Annotated in this window: 21 protein-coding genes; 13 read left to right on the top strand and 8 right to left on the bottom strand. The window is 43.4% G+C overall.

All coding sequences use genetic code 11. The features are described from left to right. Position 1: 1 nt before the first annotated feature. The 9 genes from murD (at position 2) to lpxC (ending at position 10,358) form a co-directional block, all read left to right on the top strand. Positions 2-1,312: a UDP-N-acetylmuramoyl-L-alanine--D-glutamate ligase gene (murD, locus tag AAC155_RS16380; protein WP_113043348.1), complete on the top strand. Its 1,311-nt coding sequence runs from the start codon at positions 2-4 to the stop codon at positions 1,310-1,312. Beyond that, a complete protein-coding gene (ftsW, locus tag AAC155_RS16375; protein ID WP_113043347.1) occupies positions 1,312-2,505 on the top strand; it encodes a cell division protein FtsW in 1,194 nt (397 codons plus the stop codon). Before murD ends, ftsW begins: the two co-directional genes overlap by 1 nt. Next, a complete protein-coding gene (gene murG / locus AAC155_RS16370; RefSeq protein WP_113043346.1) occupies positions 2,502-3,569 on the top strand; it encodes an undecaprenyldiphospho-muramoylpentapeptide beta-N-acetylglucosaminyltransferase in 1,068 nt (355 codons plus the stop codon). Before ftsW ends, murG begins: the two co-directional genes overlap by 4 nt. Before the next feature lie 55 nt (positions 3,570-3,624). Then, the gene (gene murC, locus AAC155_RS16365) at positions 3,625-5,100 is read left to right on the top strand and encodes a UDP-N-acetylmuramate--L-alanine ligase (protein ID WP_113043366.1); all 1,476 of its coding nucleotides are present in this window, start codon (positions 3,625-3,627) and stop codon (positions 5,098-5,100) included. Beyond that, positions 5,093-6,013: a D-alanine--D-alanine ligase gene (locus tag AAC155_RS16360; protein WP_113043345.1), complete on the top strand. Its 921-nt coding sequence runs from the start codon at positions 5,093-5,095 to the stop codon at positions 6,011-6,013. The genes murC and AAC155_RS16360 overlap by 8 nt, the downstream gene beginning before the upstream one ends. 1 nt (position 6,014) lies before the next feature. Further along, complete coding sequence (gene ftsQ, locus AAC155_RS16355; RefSeq protein WP_113043344.1) at positions 6,015-6,821, top strand: cell division protein FtsQ; 807 nt, start codon at positions 6,015-6,017, stop codon at positions 6,819-6,821. Positions 6,822-6,862: 41 nt separating this feature from the next. Beyond that, a complete protein-coding gene (gene ftsA, locus AAC155_RS16350) occupies positions 6,863-8,119 on the top strand; it encodes a cell division protein FtsA (RefSeq protein WP_011147813.1) in 1,257 nt (418 codons plus the stop codon). Positions 8,120-8,181: 62 nt separating this feature from the next. Further along, complete coding sequence (gene ftsZ / locus AAC155_RS16345; protein ID WP_113043343.1) at positions 8,182-9,342, top strand: cell division protein FtsZ; 1,161 nt, start codon at positions 8,182-8,184, stop codon at positions 9,340-9,342. A gap of 98 nt (positions 9,343-9,440) precedes the next feature. Then, positions 9,441-10,358, top strand: coding sequence for a UDP-3-O-acyl-N-acetylglucosamine deacetylase (gene lpxC, locus AAC155_RS16340; RefSeq protein ID WP_113043342.1), 918 nt, complete (start codon positions 9,441-9,443; stop codon positions 10,356-10,358). A gap of 143 nt (positions 10,359-10,501) precedes the next feature. Here the strand turns inward: lpxC and AAC155_RS16335 are convergent, their stop codons facing one another. Beyond that, positions 10,502-11,029: a DUF721 domain-containing protein gene (locus AAC155_RS16335; RefSeq protein WP_113043341.1), complete on the bottom strand. Its 528-nt coding sequence runs from the start codon at positions 11,027-11,029 to the stop codon at positions 10,502-10,504. Positions 11,030-11,061: 32 nt separating this feature from the next. Between AAC155_RS16335 and secM the strand changes: the two genes are divergently transcribed. From secM to mutT, 3 genes are all read left to right on the top strand, one after another. Continuing rightward, entirely contained in the window at positions 11,062-11,586 is a 525-nt protein-coding gene (secM, locus tag AAC155_RS16330; protein ID WP_113043340.1) for a secA translation cis-regulator SecM, read from the top strand. An 83-nt stretch (positions 11,587-11,669) separates the two neighbouring features. Further along, a complete protein-coding gene (gene secA / locus AAC155_RS16325; protein ID WP_113043339.1) occupies positions 11,670-14,381 on the top strand; it encodes a preprotein translocase subunit SecA in 2,712 nt (903 codons plus the stop codon). Between the two features lie 112 nt (positions 14,382-14,493). Then, positions 14,494-14,886, top strand: coding sequence for an 8-oxo-dGTP diphosphatase MutT (gene mutT, locus AAC155_RS16320; RefSeq protein ID WP_113043338.1), 393 nt, complete (start codon positions 14,494-14,496; stop codon positions 14,884-14,886). Positions 14,887-14,924: 38 nt separating this feature from the next. Here mutT and yacG read toward each other — a convergent pair whose 3' ends face one another. From yacG to nadC, 7 genes are all read right to left on the bottom strand, one after another. Then, a complete protein-coding gene (gene yacG, locus AAC155_RS16315; RefSeq protein WP_113043337.1) occupies positions 14,925-15,122 on the bottom strand; it encodes a DNA gyrase inhibitor YacG in 198 nt (65 codons plus the stop codon). Positions 15,123-15,152: 30 nt separating this feature from the next. Beyond that, positions 15,153-15,905 carry a cell division protein ZapD gene (gene zapD / locus AAC155_RS16310; protein ID WP_113043365.1) on the bottom strand — a complete coding sequence of 251 codons (753 nt, stop codon included), beginning with the start codon at positions 15,903-15,905 and terminating at the stop codon, positions 15,153-15,155. Next, positions 15,898-16,521 carry a dephospho-CoA kinase gene (gene coaE / locus AAC155_RS16305; protein WP_113043336.1) on the bottom strand — a complete coding sequence of 208 codons (624 nt, stop codon included), beginning with the start codon at positions 16,519-16,521 and terminating at the stop codon, positions 15,898-15,900. Before coaE ends, zapD begins: the two co-directional genes overlap by 8 nt. Positions 16,522-16,624: 103 nt before the next feature. Further along, the gene (gene hofC, locus AAC155_RS16300) at positions 16,625-17,824 is read right to left on the bottom strand and encodes a protein transport protein HofC (RefSeq protein ID WP_112895349.1); all 1,200 of its coding nucleotides are present in this window, start codon (positions 17,822-17,824) and stop codon (positions 16,625-16,627) included. A gap of 2 nt (positions 17,825-17,826) precedes the next feature. Next, positions 17,827-19,269, bottom strand: a complete 1,443-nt coding sequence (gene gspE / locus AAC155_RS16295) for a type II secretion system protein GspE (protein ID WP_113043335.1) — start codon at positions 19,267-19,269, stop codon at positions 17,827-17,829. 41 nt (positions 19,270-19,310) lie between these two features. Continuing rightward, a complete protein-coding gene (ppdD, locus tag AAC155_RS16290) occupies positions 19,311-19,733 on the bottom strand; it encodes a prepilin peptidase-dependent pilin (RefSeq protein ID WP_011147801.1) in 423 nt (140 codons plus the stop codon). Between the two features lie 197 nt (positions 19,734-19,930). Beyond that, on the bottom strand, positions 19,931-20,821 hold the full coding sequence (nadC, locus tag AAC155_RS16285; RefSeq protein WP_113043334.1) for a carboxylating nicotinate-nucleotide diphosphorylase: 891 nt from the start codon (positions 20,819-20,821) through the stop codon (positions 19,931-19,933). Between the two features lie 511 nt (positions 20,822-21,332). On the opposite strand from nadC, the gene ampE reads away from it, so the two are divergent. Continuing rightward, entirely contained in the window at positions 21,333-22,187 is an 855-nt protein-coding gene (ampE, locus tag AAC155_RS16280; RefSeq protein ID WP_113043333.1) for a beta-lactamase regulator AmpE, read from the top strand. Positions 22,188-22,358: the final 171 nt, after the last annotated feature.

Raw genomic sequence — 22,358 nt, 5'->3', positions numbered from 1 at the left:
CATGGCAGATTATTTGGGTAAAAAAGTCGTCATTATCGGGTTGGGGCTGACGGGTCTCTCCTGTGTTGACTTTTTTATGGCACGAGGGGTGATCCCTCGTGTGATAGATACTCGTGCGGTACCACCCGGCAAGGATAAACTGCCCGCTGGTGTTGAGTGTCACAGTGGAAGCCTGAATGTTGGCTGGTTGATGGATACTGACTTGATTGTTGTAAGCCCAGGCGTTGCTTTGGCAACGGCGGAATTGCAGGCTGCGGCTAATGCAGGTATTGAAATTGTTGGTGATATCGAGTTGTTTTGCCGTGAAGCAACAGCCCCGATAGTCGCTATTACGGGTTCTAATGGTAAAAGTACCGTTACCAGTCTTGTCGGTGAAATGGCGAAAGCGGCTAATTGGCAGGTGGGTGTTGGCGGTAATATTGGCCTACCTGCATTAGAATTGTTGAAGAAATCTTGTCAGCTTTATGTCTTAGAGCTCTCCAGTTTCCAGTTGGAAACTACATATAGCCTGAACGCAACAGCCGCCGCTGTGCTTAATGTGACTGAGGACCATATGGATCGTTATCCTCAGGGGGTATCTCAGTACCGGGCGGCTAAACTGAGGATTTATCGTCAGGCGAAAAGATGCATTGTGAATGCTCAAGATCCCCTGACACTGCCTGAAACGGGTATGGATAGCCGTTGTGTCAGCTTTGGTGTCGATTGTGGTGACTACCAGCTTGATAGTGAAAATGCCTTTTTGAAAGTTCACAACCAATCACTGCTGGCGACAAATGAAATTAAGCTGACTGGACGACATAACTACGTCAATGGGTTGGTTGCATTGGCTTTAGCTGATGCGGTTGGTATTCCTCGTGAAGCCAGTTTGGCAACATTGACGGTTTATCCGGGACTTGACCACCGTTTCCAGCTTGTTCGTCTGAACAACGGGGTGCGTTGGATTAACGATTCTAAGGCGACCAATGTTGGCAGTACGGTGGCGGCACTTGATGGTCTGAACCTGGAGGGCTCGCTTTATTTGCTATTAGGTGGTGATGGTAAGTCGGCAGATTTTTCTCCGCTTAAACCTTTCCTGAGCGGGAATAAAGTTCAGCTTTACTGCTTTGGTAGGGATGGAAAACAGTTGGCTCAACTCCGCCCGGAAATAGCGATATTGACTGAAACTATGGAACAGGCGATACGTGATATTGCTCCGCGTCTGGTGGCTGGTGACATGGTGCTGTTATCTCCTGCTTGTGCAAGCCTTGATCAGTTCCGTAATTTTGAACAGCGTGGTCATGAGTTTACCCGCTTGGCAAAGGAGTTGGGCTGATGTCTATTCCGGGATTCAGTAGATTAAAAGACTGGGTTATTGGTGGCCGTGAAACTGATGCCACCAATATGGTGTTGTATGATCGCACACTGGTTTGGCTGACACTCGGATTAGGAATTATCGGCTTTGTTATGGTGACATCAGCATCGATGCCGGTTGGGCAGCGTCTTGCAGAAGATCCGTTTCTGTTTGCTAAGCGTGATGCGATTTATCTCTTGCTGGCTTTCGGGTTGTCATTGATTACATTGCGTATCTCGATGGATTTCTGGCAACGCTATAGCAATCTGATGCTGCTTATTTCCATTATTTTGTTGCTGGTTGTCCTGGTGGTGGGAAATTCAGTAAATGGTGCATCGCGTTGGATTGCCATTGGGCCTTTGAGAATTCAACCTGCTGAGTTATCGAAACTTTCTCTATTTTGCTATCTCGCCAGTTATTTGGTGCGCAAAGTAGAAGAAGTGCGGAATAACTTTTGGGGATTCTGTAAGCCAATGGGCGTGATGGTCGTGTTAGCAGTGTTACTTCTGGCTCAACCTGACTTGGGAACAGTGGTTGTACTGTTTGTAACAACGTTGGCAATGCTATTTCTGGCCGGGGCAAAATTATGGCAGTTTCTAGCAATTATTGGTTCAGGGGTATTCGCGGTGGTTTTGTTAATCATTGCTGAACCTTACCGTATACGCCGTGTAACTTCCTTTCTGGACCCTTGGGAAGATCCATACGGCAAAGGTTATCAATTAACGCAATCTTTGATGGCTTTTGGTCGAGGGGAGTTTTTAGGGCAAGGACTAGGAAATTCAGTACAGAAACTGGAATACCTGCCGGAAGCACATACTGACTTTATTTTCTCTGTTTTGGCAGAAGAATTAGGTTACGTAGGTGTGGTTTTGGTGTTGTTAATGATATTCTTCGTCGCTTTTCGCGCAATGACGATAGGTCGCCGCGCATTACAAATGGATCAGCGTTTTTCGGGTTTTCTGGCTTGTTCGGTGGGTATTTGGTTTAGTTTCCAAGCTCTGGTTAACGTTGGGGCCGCCGCAGGTATGTTACCGACTAAAGGTTTGACTTTACCTTTGATTAGTTACGGTGGTTCAAGTTTGCTGATTATGTCGACAGCTATCGTATTGCTATTAAGAATTGATTTTGAAACACGCTTGGCAAAAGCTCAAGCGTTTGTAAGGAGCCCCCGATGAGTGGCAAAACCCGGCGTTTGATGGTGATGGCAGGTGGAACTGGAGGACATGTCTTCCCGGGTCTGGCTGTAGCTCATCATTTAAAAGACCAGGGCTGGGACGTTCTCTGGTTGGGAACAGCGGATCGTATGGAAGCCGATTTAGTGCCAAAACATGGCATTGATATTGAATTTATTCAGATTTCTGGTCTGCGAGGTAAAGGGATCAAAGCATTGTTGGCTGCCCCGGTCCGAATTTTCAAAGCAATCCGTCAGGCAAAGGCGATTATGCGTCGCTATCAGCCAGATGTCGTGCTTGGCATGGGGGGATATGTTTCTGGTCCCGGCGGCGTTGCTGCGTGGATGTGCGGTGTTCCGGTTGTATTGCATGAACAGAATGGTATTGCCGGGCTGACAAACCGGTGGCTGGCTAAAATCGCTACGACTGTTTTACAAGCATTTCCCGGCGCATTTCCAAAAGCGCCCGTTGTTGGCAATCCTGTTCGCGAAGATGTGTTGACACTGCCTGTACCTGAACAACGTTTGGCAGGGCGTGAAGGTCCGATTCGAGTTCTGGTTGTTGGTGGCAGTCAGGGGGCGAGAATTCTTAACCAGGCAATGCCTGAAATTGCTGCCCGTATGGGTGATAAAATTACTCTTTGGCATCAGACAGGCAAAGGGGCTAAAGAGAGTGTTCAGAATGCCTATGACAATTCAGTTAAATGCGAACATAAGATTACTGAATTTATTGACGATATGGCACAAGCTTATGCTTGGGCTGATGTGGTGATTTGTCGTTCTGGCGCGTTGACGGTTAGTGAAGTGTCAGCGGCGGGATTACCTGGGATTTTTGTGCCATTTCAGCATAAAGATCGTCAGCAATACTGGAATGCGTTACCTCTAGAAAAGGTTGGCGCAGCAAGAATATTGGAGCAACCCCAATTTACGGTTGATGCAGTAATCGAATTATTAACTCAATGGCAACGGCCACAATTGCTGGAAATGGCGGTAAAAGCCCGTTCAGCAGCAATTGTTGATGCAACTGAGCGAGTATCGGCGGCATTAATCGATGCGGCAAAAAAATGATTTAGACCGCCTTAAAAGGGGCGGTGAAGCAAACATATATAGTGAAGAAGAAAACGTGAATACACAACAACTGGCGAAATTAAGAGTTTTCGTGCCTGAGATGAGAAAAGTCAGGCACATCCACTTTGTTGGCATTGGTGGTGCTGGCATGGGGGGGATCGCCGAAGTGTTGGCTAATGAAGGTTATCAGATTAGTGGATCTGATTTGGCACCAAACCCGGTAACTCGTCAACTGACTAAGTTGGGCGCTCAGATTTATTTTAATCATCGTCCTGAAAATATACTGGATGCCAGTGTTGTTGTGGCTTCAAGCGCAATCTTGGCGGATAACCCGGAAATTGTTGCTGCTCGTGAGGCCCGAATTCCGGTTATTCGCAGAGCAGAGATGTTGGCAGAACTGATGCGCTACCGTCATGGTATTGCTATTGCCGGGACTCACGGTAAAACGACAACAACAGCGATGATTTCTAGCATCTATGCACAGGCTGGTTTAGATCCCACTTTTGTTAATGGTGGTTTAGTTAAAGCAGCAGGAACGCATGCTCGTCTTGGCAGTAGCCGTTATTTAATTGCGGAAGCTGACGAAAGTGATGCTTCTTTCTTGCATTTGCAGCCGATGGTGGCGGTCATTACGAATATCGAAGCAGACCATATGGATACCTATCATGGTGACTTCGAAAACTTGAAACAGACGTTTATCAACTTCTTGCACAACCTACCTTTTTACGGGCGTGCAGTCATGTGCATTGATGATCCGGTTGCCAAAGAGTTAATTCCTCGTGTTGGGCGCTATATCACGACGTATGGTTTTAGTGAGGACGCGGACGTACGTATCACCCATTATCAGCAAAAAGGTGCTCAGGGATATTTTACTGTTAGTCGTCAAGATATGGCAGATCTGAAAGTCGTATTGAATGCACCGGGCCGCCATAATGCGCTGAATGCGGCGGCAGCAGTGGCTGTTGCGACTGAGGAAGGGATTTCTGGCAGTGATATTTTGGCTGCGTTGGCAGGTTTTCAGGGAACCGGGCGCCGTTTTGATTTTTTGGGGAATTTTCCTCTGGAACATGTTAACGGCAAAGGTGGCAGTGCGATGTTGGTTGATGATTATGGTCATCATCCAACGGAAGTGGATGCAACCATTAAAGCCGCTCGCGCGGGCTGGCCGGATAAACGGATTGTGATGATATTTCAACCTCATCGTTATACCCGTACCCGTGATTTGTACGATGACTTTGCCAATGTATTGAATCAGGTAGATGTATTGCTGATGTTGGATGTTTACTCTGCGGGTGAAGTGGTTATTCCGGGGGCAGATAGTCGTTCGTTGTGCCGTACTATCCGTAGCCGCGGTAAGTTAGATCCGATTTTGGTCTCTGATCCGGCAAAGGTGACCGCTGCATTGGCACAGGTGCTGGATGGTAATGATTTAATTCTGGTTCAAGGGGCCGGCAATATAGGCAAAATAGCGCGTAATCTGGCTGAAACGAAATTACAGCCATCTTTGAATGAGGAAAAACACAATGGCTGAGAAAGTCGCGGTACTGTTGGGCGGAACTTCCGCTGAGCGTGAAGTTTCGCTGTTATCGGGACAAGCCGTGTTGGCTGGATTGAGAGAAGCGGGTATTGATGCATATCCAGTTGATACAAAAGATTTTCCTGTGACTCAACTTAAAGAAGCTGGATTTGAGAAAGTCTTTATCGCGCTTCATGGGCGTGGTGGGGAAGACGGTACTTTGCAAGGTGTATTGGAATTTTTGCAGTTACCCTATACCGGTAGTGGCGTGATGGCCTCTGCACTGTCAATGGATAAATTGCGTACAAAACAGTTATGGCAGGGAATTGGGTTGACTGTTTCGCCATATGTTTCAATTAATTCTCAGCAATTTGAACGATTGACTGATTCTCAACTCCAAGAATATGTAGCAGATTTAGGTTTGCCATTAATTGTTAAGCCAAGTCTGGAAGGTTCCAGTGTTGGTATGACTAAGGTTGATGAGATTTCAGAGTTGCGTGGCGCATTAGAGGCAGCGTTTCGTTATGACGTTGACTTGCTGGTAGAAAAATGGTTGAACGGCCCGGAATACACAGTAGCCATCCTTGGTGATGCGGCTTTACCTTCTATTCGTATTCAACCCGCTGCTGTTTTTTATGACTATGATGCAAAATATTGGTCTGAAGAAACACAATATTTTTGTCCAAGTGGCTTAAGTGATGAAAAAGAGCAGCAATTGACAGAACTGGCGCTTAAAGCTTATCAGTCAGTTGGATGCAGTGGTTGGGGGCGAGTTGATGTCATGATGGATACTGATGGTGATTTCTATCTGTTGGAAGTGAATACCTCTCCGGGGATGACCAGTCACAGCTTGGTGCCGATGGCTGCGCGTCAGGCTGGATTAAGTTTTTCACAGTTGGTGGTAAAGATTTTGGAGTTGGCTGATTGATATGTCTCAAGCGGCCCTGAAAGTGAGGGGACGGGATAATGAAAATAGCAGTTCCCGTCCTAGTAACGGCTCTTATCTGGCAGGGCTTATCTTCTTCCTGATGGTACTTGGGACCATTATTTGGGGAGGTTTGGCCGTCCTTAACTGGATGAAAGATGCTAACAGATTGCCTATTTCAAAATTGGTGGTAACGGGTGAGCGTCACTACACTACCAACGATGATATCCGGCAAGCAATTTTGTCATTAGGGCAACCGGGAACTTTCATGACGCAGGATGTGAATATCATTCAGCAACAAATTGAACGGATGCCGTGGATAAGGCAAGTCACTGTCCGCAAACAGTGGCCTGATGAACTGAGAATTCATCTGGTAGAATATATCCCTTATGTGCGCTGGAATGACACACAGATGCTGGATGCCGAAGGTCAGGTATTCAGCATTCCGGCTGAATGGGGAGCTAAAGGGTATTTCCCGATGCTTTATGGCCCACAAGGCAGTGAAAAAGAAGTACTTGATGGTTACCGAGCCATGGCTAAACTTCTCGCTGCCAATAAACTGAAATTAAAAGCGGCGGCAATGACTGCGCGTCGTTCCTGGCAACTGACTCTGGATAATGGTATCCAGCTAAAGCTGGGAAGAATGGATGCAACAGGCCGTATTAAACGTTTTATCGAGCTTTATCCGCTGTTACAGCAGAACACAGAGAAAAGGGTAGATTATGTGGATTTGCGTTATGACAGTGGTGCCGCGGTAGGTTGGGCATCTTTACCAATGGGTGATCCTAATGCTCCGGTCAAAGGGCAATAAACAATTACTGGCAATAATTATATGAGGCAGGCAGAACAACGATGATCAAATCGACGGACAGAAAATTAGTAGTTGGCCTAGAGATTGGCACAGCAAAGGTATCTGCCCTTGTTGGTGAAATTCTGCCCGATGGTATGGTTAATATTATCGGGGTGGGAAGCTGTCCATCCCGCGGTATGGATAAAGGCGGTGTAAACGACCTAGAGTCGGTTGTTAAATGTGTACAGCGGGCTATCGATCAGGCTGAATTGATGGCAGATTGTCAAATTTCCTCTGTTTATCTGGCGTTATCTGGAAAACATATCAGTTGTCAGAATGAAATCGGGATGGTTCCTATTTCCGAAGAGGAAGTTACTCAGGAAGATGTGGACAATGTTGTTCATACTGCCAAATCAGTTCGTGTACGTGATGAATACCGAATACTGCATGTTATTCCGCAAGAATATGCTATCGATTATCAGGAAGGCATTAAAAATCCGGTGGGGCTTTCCGGTGTGCGTATGCAGGCGAAAGTTCACTTGATTACCTGTCATAATGATATGGCGAAGAATATTGCAAAAGCCGTTGAACGCTGTGGCTTGAAAGTCGATCAGCTTATTTTTTCCGGGTTGGCTGCCAGCTATGCTGTTTTGACCGAAGACGAGCGTGAATTGGGCGTTTGCGTGGTAGATATTGGCGGAGGGACGATGGATATTGCGGTGTATACCGGCGGAGCGCTGCGTCATACCAAAGTTATTCCTTATGCCGGTAACGTTGTCACCAGTGATATTGCTTATGCCTTTGGTACGCCACCAAGCGATGCGGAAACGATAAAAGTACGCCACGGTTGTGCGCTAGGTTCGTTGGTCAGCAAAGATGAAAGTGTGGAGGTACCTAGTGTCGGTGGACGCCCACCACGTAGCTTACAGCGTCAGACGTTGGCTGAAGTCATTGAGCCGCGTTACATCGAATTACTGAATTTAGTGAATGATGAAATCTTGCGATTGCAGGAACAGTTACGCCAGCAGGGGGTTAAACACCATCTGGCTGCGGGTATTGTCTTGACTGGCGGTGGTGCTCAGATTGATGGTTTGGCTGAATGCGCTCAGCGTGTGTTCCATGCTCAGGTGCGTATCGGTCAACCTCTTAATATTACTGGTCTGACGGACTATGCGCAGCAACCCTATTATTCAACAGCGGTAGGGTTGCTGCATTACGGAAAAGCCTCTCATCTTAATGGTGATGCGGATATTGAAAAACATGTTTCAGTGAGCCGTTGGTTTAAGAGAGTCAGTAGCTGGCTGAAAAAAGAGTTTTAATTTTATACAGAGACTACATCTATTTTTAGTCTCGATATAAAGGCATAAAGCGGAGAGAAACTATGTTTGAACCAATAGAATTAACCAATGACGCGGTGATTAAGGTCATCGGCGTCGGCGGCGGCGGCGGTAACGCTGTTGAGCACATGGTGCGTGAACGCATCGAAGGTGTTGAATTCTTTGCAGTAAATACGGATGCTCAGGCATTGCGTAAAACTGCTGTCGGCCAGACTATCCAGATTGGTAATGGTATTACTAAAGGTTTGGGGGCGGGTGCAAACCCGGAAGTTGGTCGTACTGCTGCTCAAGAAGATCGGGATGCATTGCGTACTGCGCTTGATGGTGCGGATATGGTATTTATCGCTGCCGGTATGGGCGGTGGTACCGGTACTGGCGCCGCGCCTGTGGTGGCTGAGATTGCAAAAGAGCTGGGAATTTTGACAGTTGCTGTGGTGACTAAGCCTTTCAATTTCGAAGGTAAGAAACGTATGGCGTTTGCCGAACAAGGGATCACTGAATTGTCCAAGCATGTGGATTCATTGATTACTATCCCTAACGACAAACTGTTAAAAGTACTTGGCCGCGGCATTTCACTACTGGACGCTTTCGGCGCAGCTAATGATGTTTTGAAAGGGGCGGTTCAGGGTATCGCTGAACTGATCACGCGTCCAGGTCTAATGAATGTTGACTTTGCTGATGTGCGTACCGTGATGTCCGAAATGGGCTACGCTATGATGGGTTCCGGTATTGCGCAGGGTGAAGATCGTGCGGAAGAAGCTGCTGAGATGGCGATATCCAGCCCATTGCTGGAAGATATCGACTTGTCAGGCGCTCGTGGTGTTCTGGTTAACATTACTGCTGGCTTTGATCTGCGTTTGGATGAGTTCGAAACAGTGGGTAACACGATCCGTGCATTTGCATCTGATAATGCAACCGTCGTGATCGGTACTTCTTTAGATCCAGACATGAATGATGAGTTGCGTGTGACTGTGGTTGCCACGGGTATTGGTATGGATAAACGCCCTGAAATTACGTTGGTTACCAATAAGTCTTCTCAGTCAAGTGTAATGGAACACCGTCATCAGCAAATGCCTGGCGGTATGTCTTCATTGTCTGAAGAAAATAAACCAGCAGCAAAAGTGGTGAATGACCAAAACGTACAAACTAGCAAGGAGCCCGATTATTTGGATATTCCTGCATTTTTGCGTAAACAGGCCGATTAATAGCTAAAAAATTGGATTCTCCGCTTTTTGTGCTAAACTTGCCCGCCAATCATAGTGTATAGTGGTTGGCAGGATGGATAACATTGCGAGATAAAACGATGATCAAACAAAGGACACTTAAACGTATTGTTCAGGCGACTGGTGTCGGTCTACATACCGGCAAAAAAGTCACGCTAACAATGCGCCCAGCACCGGCTAACACCGGGGTCATCTATCGCCGCACTGACTTGAATCCACCGGTTGATTTTCCGGCAGATGCAAAATCCGTGCGTGATACTATGCTTTGTACTTGCCTGGTAAATGAGCATGACGTGCGAATCTCAACGGTTGAGCACCTGAATGCAGCGCTTGCGGGGTTAGGTATCGATAATATTATTATCGAAGTTGATGCGCCAGAAATTCCCATTATGGATGGTAGTGCCAGCCCGTTTGTTTTCCTGCTGCTGGATGCGGGTATTGAAGAGCTGAACACATCTAAAAAATTCCTGCGTATTAAGGAAACCGTGCGTGTGGAGGAGGGGGATAAGTGGGCAGAGATGGCACCTTATAATGGTTTCAGCTTGGATTTCACTATTGATTTCAATCACCCTGCGATTGATTCAAGCACTCAAAGTTACTGTCTGGATTTCTCGGCAGAAGCGTTTGTTCGTCAAATCAGTCGTGCACGTACATTTGGCTTTATGCGTGATATTGAGTACTTACAATCTAAAGGGTTGTGTTTAGGTGGCAGCTTTGATTGTGCGATTGTTGTTGATGACTATCGTGTGCTTAATGAAGATGGCTTGCGTTTTGAAGACGAATTTGTTCGCCATAAAATGCTGGATGCAATTGGTGATCTGTTTATGTGTGGCTATAACATCATTGGCGCATTTACTGCGTTCAAATCTGGTCATGCGTTGAACAATAAACTATTGCAGGCAGTTCTGGCGCAAGAAAGTGCATGGGAGCTGACTACTTTCGAAGATGAAGCTGAAATGCCATTGGCTTTTCGTGCTCCATCAACTGTAATGGCATAACTCTCTAGTATGCTGATAATAATTCAATGATATATCAGTGGGTTATGTTATCAGTGGTTTTGTTCTCGCTGATGTTTTTTACTCGGCGTCAACACTATTCAGCGTTAGCACTTATCAGCGTTAGCACTTAAATTTATTTAGCGTTATCGCTTAGTCGTTTTAGCTGTACTGGCACTCTCTCCGGCCAGTGCAGCTAGTCGTTCTAATCTTTCCTTCAGCTTTTTTGGACTACGGTTCGCTAGCATTATTAATTCTTTCGCACTCTCTTGACTTAACTGACGTGTCGGTAAAGTTTTATGCTCATCGCTCATCGTTTTTGCGAAGCTCTGCGCACTATTGCCATGCTTAATCATGAGTGATGGGTTAATCCTGATGTCGATAGATGACAATGATGGTAGAATTTCGCTTCTTAGTGTAGAAAGCAGCGTTGGCAGCTCGTAACGCAATCTGGTCATCCAACTGGCGTTTCCTGCTTCCAGTACCAGAATTTGTTTGCGATAATTAGCGACCCGGCACCACGGATGTAATTGTGCGGGAAGCAAGCTGACAACGGCACGGTTAAGTTTTAACAAAGCGAAGGCACGTTGCTGGATAACATGAAGCGGGCTTTTCTCAACGGCGGCGGCGTCTTCAAAAAGAACATCTAATGATTGTGGGCGGCTATCGCGCATAATGAAAGTAGCTCCGGTATGATGAAGGATTAATGGGTATTCTAAATCTTTGGCGACAATTTGGCAGACGTTATTTCTGGTCACATCTGTTATTAGGGGTGGTTGCGGCAAGTATTGGCGTTCCTACCATTTTAGCGGGTGTTCCCGATAATATTTCACAAGCTAATACCTCGCCTAGCCAGAGTTGGCAAAATCAGGCTTTATCGGCTTTTGATAATCTATTCTCATTGCAGAATGTTCAACACCAGCCAGCCAATGGCGTTAATTACTGGCAACAACATGCTGTACGTAACGTGATCAGACAGCTTTCTTTTGCTTTTTCTGTTTCGCAACCTATGAGCGATGAAACAGCAAAACAAAGTATCCGGTTAAGTTCTTCCAGTATTCAGCAGCTTGTTCTGGAAACCCTGAATACACTATTAATTCGGGAACCTAAGCCACCTGAACCAGTTTTAGATATACCGTTCCTGAATGTTGCATCACAATCTTCTTATACTCCGACGTTTTGGATTGCTAAAGCCCAAGGTATCCGTGCAGGTCCTACTGCTTACCTCTGAATCTTCGTTTTTTTACAAATTTTCGAAATAAATAACTATTTGCTGGCTGCGAGATAACGGCCTTATCTGAGATGTAATTGATTATGCTGATTAAATTATTAACAAAGGTTTTTGGTAGTCGTAATGACCGTACACTGCGTCGTATGCGTAAAGTTGTTGATGTCATCAACCGCATGGAGCCAGAGTTTGAAAAATTGTCTGATGATGAATTGAAGGGTAAAACAGTCGAATTCCGTGCCCGTTTGGAAAAAGGCGAATCGCTGGAAAATCTGTTACCTGAAGCGTTTGCAACAGTACGTGAAGCAAGTAAGCGCGTGTTTGCTATGCGTCATTTCGACGTTCAGTTACTGGGTGGTATGGTTCTGAATGAACGTTGCATTGCGGAGATGCGCACTGGTGAAGGTAAAACACTGACAGCGACTTTGCCTGCTTATTTGAATGCATTAACTGGGCATGGTGTTCACGTAGTCACAGTGAATGATTATCTGGCGCAGCGTGATGCCGAAAATAACCGCCCATTGTTTGAATTTCTGGGATTGAGTGTTGGTATTAACCTGCCAGGTATGCCGGCACCCGTTAAACGCCAGGCATATGCTGCGGATATTACCTATGGTACTAACAACGAATATGGCTTTGACTATCTTCGTGACAACATGGCATTTAGCCCGGAAGAGCGTGTTCAGCGTAAGCTACATTACGCGCTAGTGGATGAAGTTGACTCCATTCTGATTGACGAAGCGCGGACGCCATTGATTATCTCTGGCCCTGCTGAAGATAGTTCTGAGTTTTATATCAAAGTCAATAAGTTGATCCCTAAATTGATTCGTCAGGAAAAAGAGGATTCAGAGACTTTCCAGGGAGAAGGCCATTTTTCTGTCGACGAAAAGTCCCGTCAGGCTAACTTGACGGAACGCGGTTTAGTTTTGATTGAACAATTACTGGCAGAAGCCAACTTGATGGAAGAAGGTGAATCCCTATATTCGCCAACCAATATCATGTTAATGCACCATGTTACAGCCGCACTACGTGCCCATGTGCTGTTTACCCGTGATGTTGACTATATCGTGAAAGATGGTGAAGTCATTATTGTTGATGAGCATACGGGCCGTACTATGCAGGGGCGTCGCTGGTCTGATGGATTGCATCAGGCTGTTGAAGCTAAAGAGGGTGTAGAAATTCAGAATGAAAACCAAACGTTAGCTTCAATTACCTTCCAAAACTACTTCCGGTTGTATGAAAAACTGGCGGGTATGACCGGTACGGCAGATACAGAAGCGTTTGAGTTTAGCTCTATTTATAAGCTTGATACCATTGTGGTTCCGACAAACCGTCCAATGATCCGTAATGATTTGCCAGATCTGGTTTATATGACCGAAGCTGAAAAAATTGAAGCTATCATTGAAGATATCCGAGAACGTACCAGCAAGGGGCAACCTGTATTGGTGGGAACTATTTCTATTGAAAAATCTGAACTGGTTTCCCGTGAACTGACTAACGCGGGTATCGAGCACAACGTACTTAACGCCAAATTTCATGCAATGGAAGCGGACATTATTGCTCAGGCTGGTCAAGCGAGTACGGTAACCATTGCAACTAATATGGCGGGTCGTGGTACAGATATTGTGCTAGGCGGTAGTTGGCAGGCAGAAATTGCTAAACTGACAGAGTCCACAGAAGCTCAGATTGAAGAGATTAAAGCCGCATGGCAGGAGCGTCATGACATGGTTCTGGCGGCGGGTGGTTTGCATATTATCGGTACGGAGCGTCATGAGTCTCGTCGTATTGATAATCAGTTACGCGGGCGTTCCGGGCGTCAAGGGGATGCGGGATCATCCCGTTTCTATTTATCAATGGAAGACTCACTGATGCGTATTTTTGCCTCTGATCGTGTCACTGGCATGATGCGTAAACTGGGTATGAAACCGGGTGAGGCGATTGAACATCCGTGGGTAACTAAAGCCATTGCTAATGCTCAACGTAAAGTGGAGAGCCGTAACTTCGATATACGTAAGCAATTGTTAGAATACGATGATGTTGCTAACGATCAGCGCCGTGCTATTTATACTCAGCGTAACGACTTACTGGATGTGAGTGATGTTAGTGAAACCATTGGTAGCATTCGTGAAGATGTATTTAAAGCAACCATCGATGCTTATATTCCCCCTCAATCTCTGGAAGAGATGTGGGATGTGGAAGGTTTGCAGCAACGTTTAGTGACTGATTTCGATTTAGAGTTGCCGATCAAAGAGTGGTTGGATAAAGAGCCTGAGTTACACGAAGAGACGTTGCGTGAGCGTATCCTTGAACAGGCTGTTGAAGTCTATAGACGTAAAGAAGAGATTGTTGGCATTGAAATGATGCGTAATTTCGAAAAAGGTATCATGTTACAGACTCTGGATATGTTGTGGAAAGAGCATCTGGCAGCAATGGATTACCTACGTCAGGGGATCCATCTCCGTGGTTATGCTCAGAAAGATCCAAAACAGGAATATAAACGTGAATCTTTCGCTATGTTTGCAAACATGCTGGAATCGCTGAAATATGAAGTGATTAGTACATTGAGCAAAGTTCAAGTGAGATTGCCGGAAGAAGTAGAGGCATTGGAGCAGCAGCGCCGGGCGGAAGCTGAACGCTTGGCAAGGCAACAGCAATTAAGCCATGAGGTTGAAAAAGGCGCATTGATGTCTACAACAGAAGCTCAGATTGCCAGTGGAGCTCGTAAAGTAGGCCGTAATGATCCTTGTCCTTGTGGATCGGGTAGAAAATATAAACATTGCCACGGGCGCTTGCAGTAACAATGAAAAGGCGGGAAACCGCCTTTTTACTGTTAGTTTTAAGTGAGCAACGTTGGATATAGCATTTGGTTGTTGAGCAATCAAAAAGAATAGATGAAGAAGTAAGGGTAATATGGAAAAGAAACACCTGCATATAGCCGCTGGGATTATCAGAAATACGCAACATGAAATTTTTATTACTCAGCGTCATGCTGATGTCCATATGGGTGGTTTCTGGGAATTCCCTGGTGGGAAAGTTGAGAAAGAAGAAACGCCTGAACAGGCTTTAATACGTGAGTTACAGGAAGAAATTGGTATTACAGTTACTCATTATGAGCTGGTAAAAACGGTTGAACATGATTTTCCTGACAGGTTGATTACCCTGTATTTCTTCTTGGTGGATGAATGGGAAAATGAACCTTTCGGTAAAGAAGAGCAACTTTCTCGGTGGGTATTACAGAAAGATTTAATTGCTGATGAATTCCCGCCTGCTAATCGTAGCATTGTTGCATTACTTACCGCTTGAGTTGTCAATAGCCGCATTATTAATAACGCGGCTATTTATTATTGCTCAGGTTGTCCACTCCAATCATCACTATCGGAGTTTTCATTTTGGCTTGGTATCCGTTTCTCTTCATTTGCCCACTGGCCTAAGTCAATTAATTGACAGCGTTTACTGCAAAATGGGCGATATGGGCTTATTTTTCCCCAAACCACAGTCTTACCACATGTTGGACATTCAATCGTGAGTAATTCAGACATAATAATTTTCCTGATAATTAGTTCGTAATATTAACAGCATGCCAATTCAAATGGTAAATGAGTTGGCACGGAGCCTTTTTCACTATCTAATGGTAAAAAACGGATAGCAAAGCGGGTCTTATGACCGGAAATTTGGGGAAACAATAAAGGTGTTAATGGCAAACGTAATCTTAGTAAATCTGCGCCTTCTGCTGTATTCTGATGGAAACCGTTTTTACTGATTTCTGAACGAAAAATAGCAGATTGGCGGATGAGTTCTAAAATACTTTCCAGGGCTTGTTGGAGAGGTAGCAAACTATCAATCCAGAATGCGACCATTTTATCTCTTTCTGATTGTGGTAAGTGAAGCCATAGATGTAGGGTGGGTAGATCAAAACCACAGCAGCCACTGGGAATACTGAGACGCTGGCGCACCAGGCTGATAATTTTATCTTCTTTAAGGGATTGCCCCAGCCGTGGAGCTTTACTTAATGCGATAGCTCGCTCTTTCAATTTTAATCTGAAGCTATTGACGATATTAATATCAACATCGGGTATTTCAGCCCATTGTTTTAATTTTGCCTGTTGGCGTTCTAATTCTTTTAGCAATTCAGAACGTACTTCCCCACGTTCTAGTACTTCAAGTAGCTCAGTCACAGTGCGGAAGAAGGCGAGGCTGCTTGCTAGTGAGTCTAGATGGCGTTGACTGGTGAGTTGTTGCAGAGAAGATTCAATTCTCAACCATGCCCGCATTTTTTCATTCAGAGGGTGTTCAAAAATGATTGTAGAAGTTGTGTCACTTATCATGATTATCCTGCTTGGCTGATCCAGCTAACTTTAAATATTGTTGATGTAGTTCGGCAACACGAGGAGCAATTGCCTGTACGTTATCATGATTTGAGATAATGTCATCGGCATAAGCCAGCCTCTCGCTACGGGATGCCTGGGCAGCTAAAATATTTTCAACCTGTTGGTTGCTAATGCCATCACGAGTGGCTACCCGGCTGATTTGTAATTCAGGTGAAACGTCAACGACTAAAATCCGATCGGCCAAATGCCTTAAATTATTTTCGACTAATAATGGAATAACCCAAATAACATAAGGTGCCGTTATCTGTTCTAATTGCCGTCGGGTTTCTTGATGTATTAGAGGGTGAAGAAGTTGATTAACCCACTGTTTTTCTTGATTGTTTGTGAATATTTTCTGGCGTAACAGTGCTCGGTTAAGGTTACCATCGGGTGTCAATATGTCATGACCAAAGTGTTCTGAAATGGTTTGTAAGGCAGGTGTTCCAGGAGCAACGACTTCTCTGGCAATAATATCTGCGTCAACAAGAGGAACACCAAGCGCTGCAAAAGCATTGGCGATGGTGGTTTTACCGCTGCCAATCCCACCTGTGAGTGCAATAATATAAGTCATCCTATCCCTTAATATTACTTGATACTATTTCGGGATTGTAACCGAAAGGGGGCAGATGACCTAGAGACAAAGCGACAGAATCATTTTTGCTTTAGGTGAGTCTTTAGGTGAGTATTGTACCCAGTTGAAAAATGGGTAAATACATTGCGAGCAATAGCGTACCGACAATAATTGCTATTATGACTATAAGTATTGGTTCTAGTAACTGGGTCATATTATCAGAAATCTCCAATGCTTGTTGTTGGTACCAATTAGCGAGATTGCCTAATAATAGCTCCAGATTGCCAGATTCTTCACCAACACTGACAAACTGCTGACACAGAGCAGGAAAACAAGATTGTTGTTTCAGTGTTTCGCTCATTGGTACCCCTTGATTAATTTGAGCTCGTAAGAATTTAGTCGCTTGCAGAAATACCGGATGATTTATTGATGCAATAGCACTGTCTAACCCTGCGGTGAGTGTTAGGCCGGCTTTTTGTGTCATAAACAGAATATGGAAAAGTTGTCCTAATTGCTGACAACTAATTAATTTTGCAATAACGGGTAAACGTAACATTAGATTTTTTTCACGAGTAATCCATATTGTATGGCGTTGACGTAATTGTAGATAAAATAGAAACAGTATAATTAATCCAATAACACCATAGCCACCATATTGAATCAGCCAGTTGGAAGTGATTAATAAACTGCGGGTGAGCAGAGGAAGCTGTGCATCAAATGAATGATAAATATGTTCAAATTCAGGTAAAACAAAAATAAGCATCAATAAAATAATGATGCTGGCAACAATGGTAATAATCAGAGGATAACGCAGTGCTTTTGCTATTTTCTTCTGTAACTTATCTTGTTGCTCCTGTTGTTTAACCAATAATTGACAGCAGACTTCTAATTGCCCGGTTAATTCACCAACAGAAATAAGTTGACAAAATAAAGGTGGGAATAGAAATGGATAATTTTTTAATGAGGAGGAAAATGATTCTCCACGGGTAATTTTCTTGCTAATATCTAATAATACACAGTGCCATAATGGATGAGCACATTCTCGAATAAGAATGTTGAGGCAATTCAGTAATGGCATTCCTGATGATAATAGTGTTGCCAATTGACGAATGAAATTCAAACGGTAGGCAATTTGTTGTTGATGATAAAATATCAATTTTTCACATTTTATATTATAAGGTTGCAATCCAGAATGAATAAGCTGATGATATAAAACTTTCCTGTTATCACATAGTGATTTCCCTTTTGATATTTCGCCTTTGTTGTTCACTGCTTGCCAATTATAAAGATAATGGATTTTCATTACTATTCCTGACCTGTGACTTGATAAATTTCTTCTAATGTCGTGATACCTTGTTCCACTAATAAAATACCGGATGAAAGTAAAGTGTCTTTTCTTTGAGCCATAATGGTTTTTTGCACATTTTTAGGATTCTGTTCTGATAATATTTGTTGAATATCATAAGTTATTTCTAAGAATTCATAAATAGCCGTTCGGCCATAATAACCGGAGAAACAATGCTCACAACCAACTGCTAACCATTGCTTAATGAATAGAGAATTATTTTCAATATTAATAATGGTTTCTTCTGTTTGTTGCTTGCGGCAATGAAGACATAATTTTCTGACAAGTCGTTGGGCGATAATTAATTTGATACAAGAAGCAGCCATATAACCTGAAATACCCAGATTTTGTAGGCGCGATAATGTATCTATGGTTGAATTAGTATGCAATGTGGAAAGAACCAAATGACCTGTTTGTGCCGCTTTTACTGAAATTTCGGCTGTTTCGCCATCACGTATTTCTCCTACCATAATGACATCAGGATCTTGGCGCAATAGTGCCCGTAATACTTTGGCAAAATTGAGCTCGATTTTGCTATTAGTTTGTGTCTGATTAATGCCATTCAGTGGGATCTCGACGGGATCTTCTACACTACAAATATTCTTTTTATTCTGATCCAGATATTGTAAGCAGCTATATAAAGTTACGGTTTTCCCACTACCCGTTGGACCAGTCACTAAAATCATTCCTTGTGGTAATGCGAGTTTTTGTCGGAGCTGATTTAATAATGGGTCAGGAATACCTAATTGATCTAACGATAATTGCTGCATTGTATTTAATATTCTAAGCACAACTTTTTCTCCGTGTATGGTTGGCAAAGTTGCCATACGGATAGCATAGTTGTGTCGGGTGTCAGACCAATCAAATTGTCCATCTTGAGGTAACCGTTTTTCAGCAATATTCAATTTCGCCATTATTTTAAGGCGTGCGGCAATGCTTGCATTCATTTGATGAGATGGCGAAGACAAGAGGTGTAATGCGCCATCAACCCGGATACGGATACGATAACCCTGTTGGAAGGGTTCAAAATGAATATCGGATGCACGCCGTTGAATTGCAGTTAATAAAGTTTGATTAATAAGTTGAATGACGGGGGCATCATTTTCATCTGTATTGATATCAGCTTTAAGTGGTAATAGAGAGGATTCTTCCTCTGGTGCATGACTCAGTGAAATATTTTGATGTAATACTGATTCGATCCTTGCCAGTGGCCAAATTTCTACATTAACAATACATCCGGAAATAAAGCGTAATGCTGATAATAAATCATCATTGGGTAATTCGCTGCTGGCAATTGTTATCGTATTATCATCTTTTTTTATCACAACAGATTGGTGGCGTTGACAAATATCATGAATTTCTTTTTCCATTAATGTATTTTCCGTTGCTGAAAGTGAGTTCATTGTTGTTTCCTGGGTAAATGTGTATTGATAAGAGTAATGAATTAAAATTCAAATATTTCCTGACAACGACTTTTTAATGAATTGTTTGTCGATTCACATTTAATATTCCATTTAATTATACCTGTTTGTGTATTTTGTGTCGGCTTTAATGTAACGCTGAGGTTTTTAAGACTCTGTTTACCGTTAATGGTAACTTCCCCATTTTTAACTGAAATGTTATCGATATATCTGCTGTTATGTTCTTTTGGAATTGACACTGCTCCTGCATTGCAACCATTGAAATCTTCAGTTTCAAAACCGCAAAGTTCTATCCCTGATTTATAAGGTACAATATTTTGTAGTATATCTGTTAAAGCGGCTTTCTGGATATATCCTTGATAACTAGGAATACCAATGGCACTTAAGATGGAAATGATAGCAATAGCAACCATGATCTCCATTAAAGTAAATCCTTGTTGTTTCATATTTTTTCTCCGTGTTGTGGTATTGCGATATAGAGAATGAAGGAAAGAGAAAAAAATGAAATAGGATATATGAAGGTTATGGAATTGACTCGAAAAAGAATTTTTGGATTGCAAGGTTTGCAAAAATATTTACGGTGGTGTTCGCAAATTTGCTAGTTACTCATTGCTGATTTACACCACCATCAATATTATTATTGCTAATTAAAGCGCATGGAGAGATCTAATGCTCTAATATGTTTGGTGAGTGCTCCAACAGAAATAAAATCGATGCCTGTTTCAGCATAGCTGCGCAAAGTATCCAGGGTGATATTACCGGATACTTCTAAAGCGACTTTACTTGATGTGATAGCGACGGCTTCTTTCATCATTGGAATAGTAAAATTATCTAGCATAATAATATCAACATTAGCTTTGAGTGCCAGAATGAGTTCATCTAGCGTTTCTACTTCGACTTCAACAGGGACATTAGGGTGAGAATAACGAGCTTTATCTACTGCCTGTTTAATAGAGCCATTGGCAATAATATGGTTTTCTTTAATAAGGAAAGCATCAAATAATCCGAGGCGGTGATTATTACCACCTCCACAAAGTACAGCATATTTTAAGGCGGTGCGTAATCCTGGTAGCGTTTTGCGTGTATCAAGTAATTGAGTTTTTAAACCGGTAAGACAGTGAACATAATGACGGACTTCCGTTGCAACGCCAGAGAGAGTTTGAATAAAGTTAAGGGCGGTGCGTTCACCGGTCAGTAATATCTGTGCTGGGCCTCGTAATATGCAAAGTTTTTGGTTAGCTGTAATCGCATCACTATCTTTGACTAACCATTCAATGGAGATTTGGTCGCCTAATTGAGTAAAAACTTCATTCAACCATTGTTGTCCACAGAAAATGCCATCTTCCCGAGTGATAATGACAGCGGTGGCTTGTTTATCTGCGGGAATTAATTGGCCGGTAATATCAGAGGTGAAATTTGTATTTCCACCCAGATCTTCTTTTAGTGCGAGGGTTACACTGGCAGGAATATCGTTTTGCAAGTGTTCCATAAGAACAGAACGGCGCTGATCCGTATTGCAATTTTGTTTTGTCATTAAAAAGCTCCAGAGGTGATAACAATATTGATGGTCTTAACATGCTACCCTGTTGTGTAGTGAACAACTACTATCTTGGTTTTATCATCTAGATTAAGGAAAAGAAAAAATGTGGTTGCATGATGAATTGAGTTAGAAAAATTCTTTCACACGATTTGTGCCCACAGGTGAGCAACTGTTTTATTGGTTATTCATCGTATTAGTTTGTCTCCGGGAAAGCTTTGTTGTACTGACACAATGGCTTATAGGTAGACCCGGATATATACCCTATGGATTTCAAGATGCATCGCGGCGGCAAGGGAGCGAATCCCCGGGAGCATAGATAACTATGTGACCGGGGTGAGTGAGTGCAGCCAACAAAGAGGTAACTTGAAAGATGACGGGTATAGGAAGGGCTGGATATAAAAGAGCATATCACTGGCTATAATGATGTTGTTCTGGGAAGAAAAATTGATCTGGGACTTTATTTCGATTGGACACATTACCAGCAATTGTTACAGGAGCAGAAAGAATGACTCTCTTTATACTGTTGTTAGTGTTGGCGTGGGAACGAGTTTTTAAAATGGGTGACCATTGGCAATTGGAGCACCGTCTTGAGCCATTATTTACCGGTATGAAATCCTTTTCGTTATGGAAAAGTCTTTTGATGACGTTAGCAGTCATGCTGATAACATGGTTACTGATTGAAATATTAAATGATTTTATGTTCGGTGTTCTTGAACTGGTGTTATGGGTGTTCATTTGTTTGCTGTGCATTGGAGCGGGGCGCTTACGGCATGACTATCGTGAATATTTTCGTACTGTTCATCAGGATGATAGGGAACAACAAAGGGAATATCTTACGCGTCTCGTAATTATTCATGGTTTACCCTCTGATGCCAGCAAAGAGAATATGTTGCGAGAGATACAAAATGCGTTGTTATGGATAAATTTTCGCTATTATCTGGCGCCGATTTTTTGGTTGATTGTAGCGGGTAAATTAGGTCCGGTTGTTTTGATGGGATATGGCTTTTTGAGAGCTTATCAGGGATGGTTAGCGCAATATGGTACTTCGGTTCAGCGTGCGCAATCTGGTGTTGATAGCTTGTTGCATTGGTTGGATTGGGTTCCTGCTCGTCTGGCGGGTGTTGCCTATGCTTTATTAGGGCATGGTGAACGGGCTTTACCGGCGTGGGTTGCTTCTCTTAGTGATTTAAGAACTTCACAATATAAAGTGCTCTGTCAGCTTGCTCAGTTTTCATTAAGTCGCGAGCCTCATCTTGATTCAATTCAAACGCCTGTTGCAGCGGTGATATTGGCGAAAAAGGTGACTTTTTCTATCATTGTTGTCGTTGCTTTACTGACGATTTATGGGGCATTGGTTTGATTCGTTGTCTTAATGACTCTGATTTGTCGAAGTTTCATCAAATTAATCACTCTATACCCTATGGATTTCAAGATGCATCGCGACGGCAAAGGAGCGAATCCCCGGGAGCATAGATAACGATGTGACCGGGGTGAGCGAGTGCAGCCAACAAAGAGGCAACTTGAAAGATGA

The organism is Photorhabdus sp. HUG-39 (assembly GCF_963878365.1).
GTDB classification, from domain to species: domain Bacteria; phylum Pseudomonadota; class Gammaproteobacteria; order Enterobacterales; family Enterobacteriaceae; genus Photorhabdus; species Photorhabdus kayaii.
The sequence above is the reverse complement of the archived record's forward strand: the minus strand, read 5'-3'. Positions and strand labels throughout refer to the sequence as shown.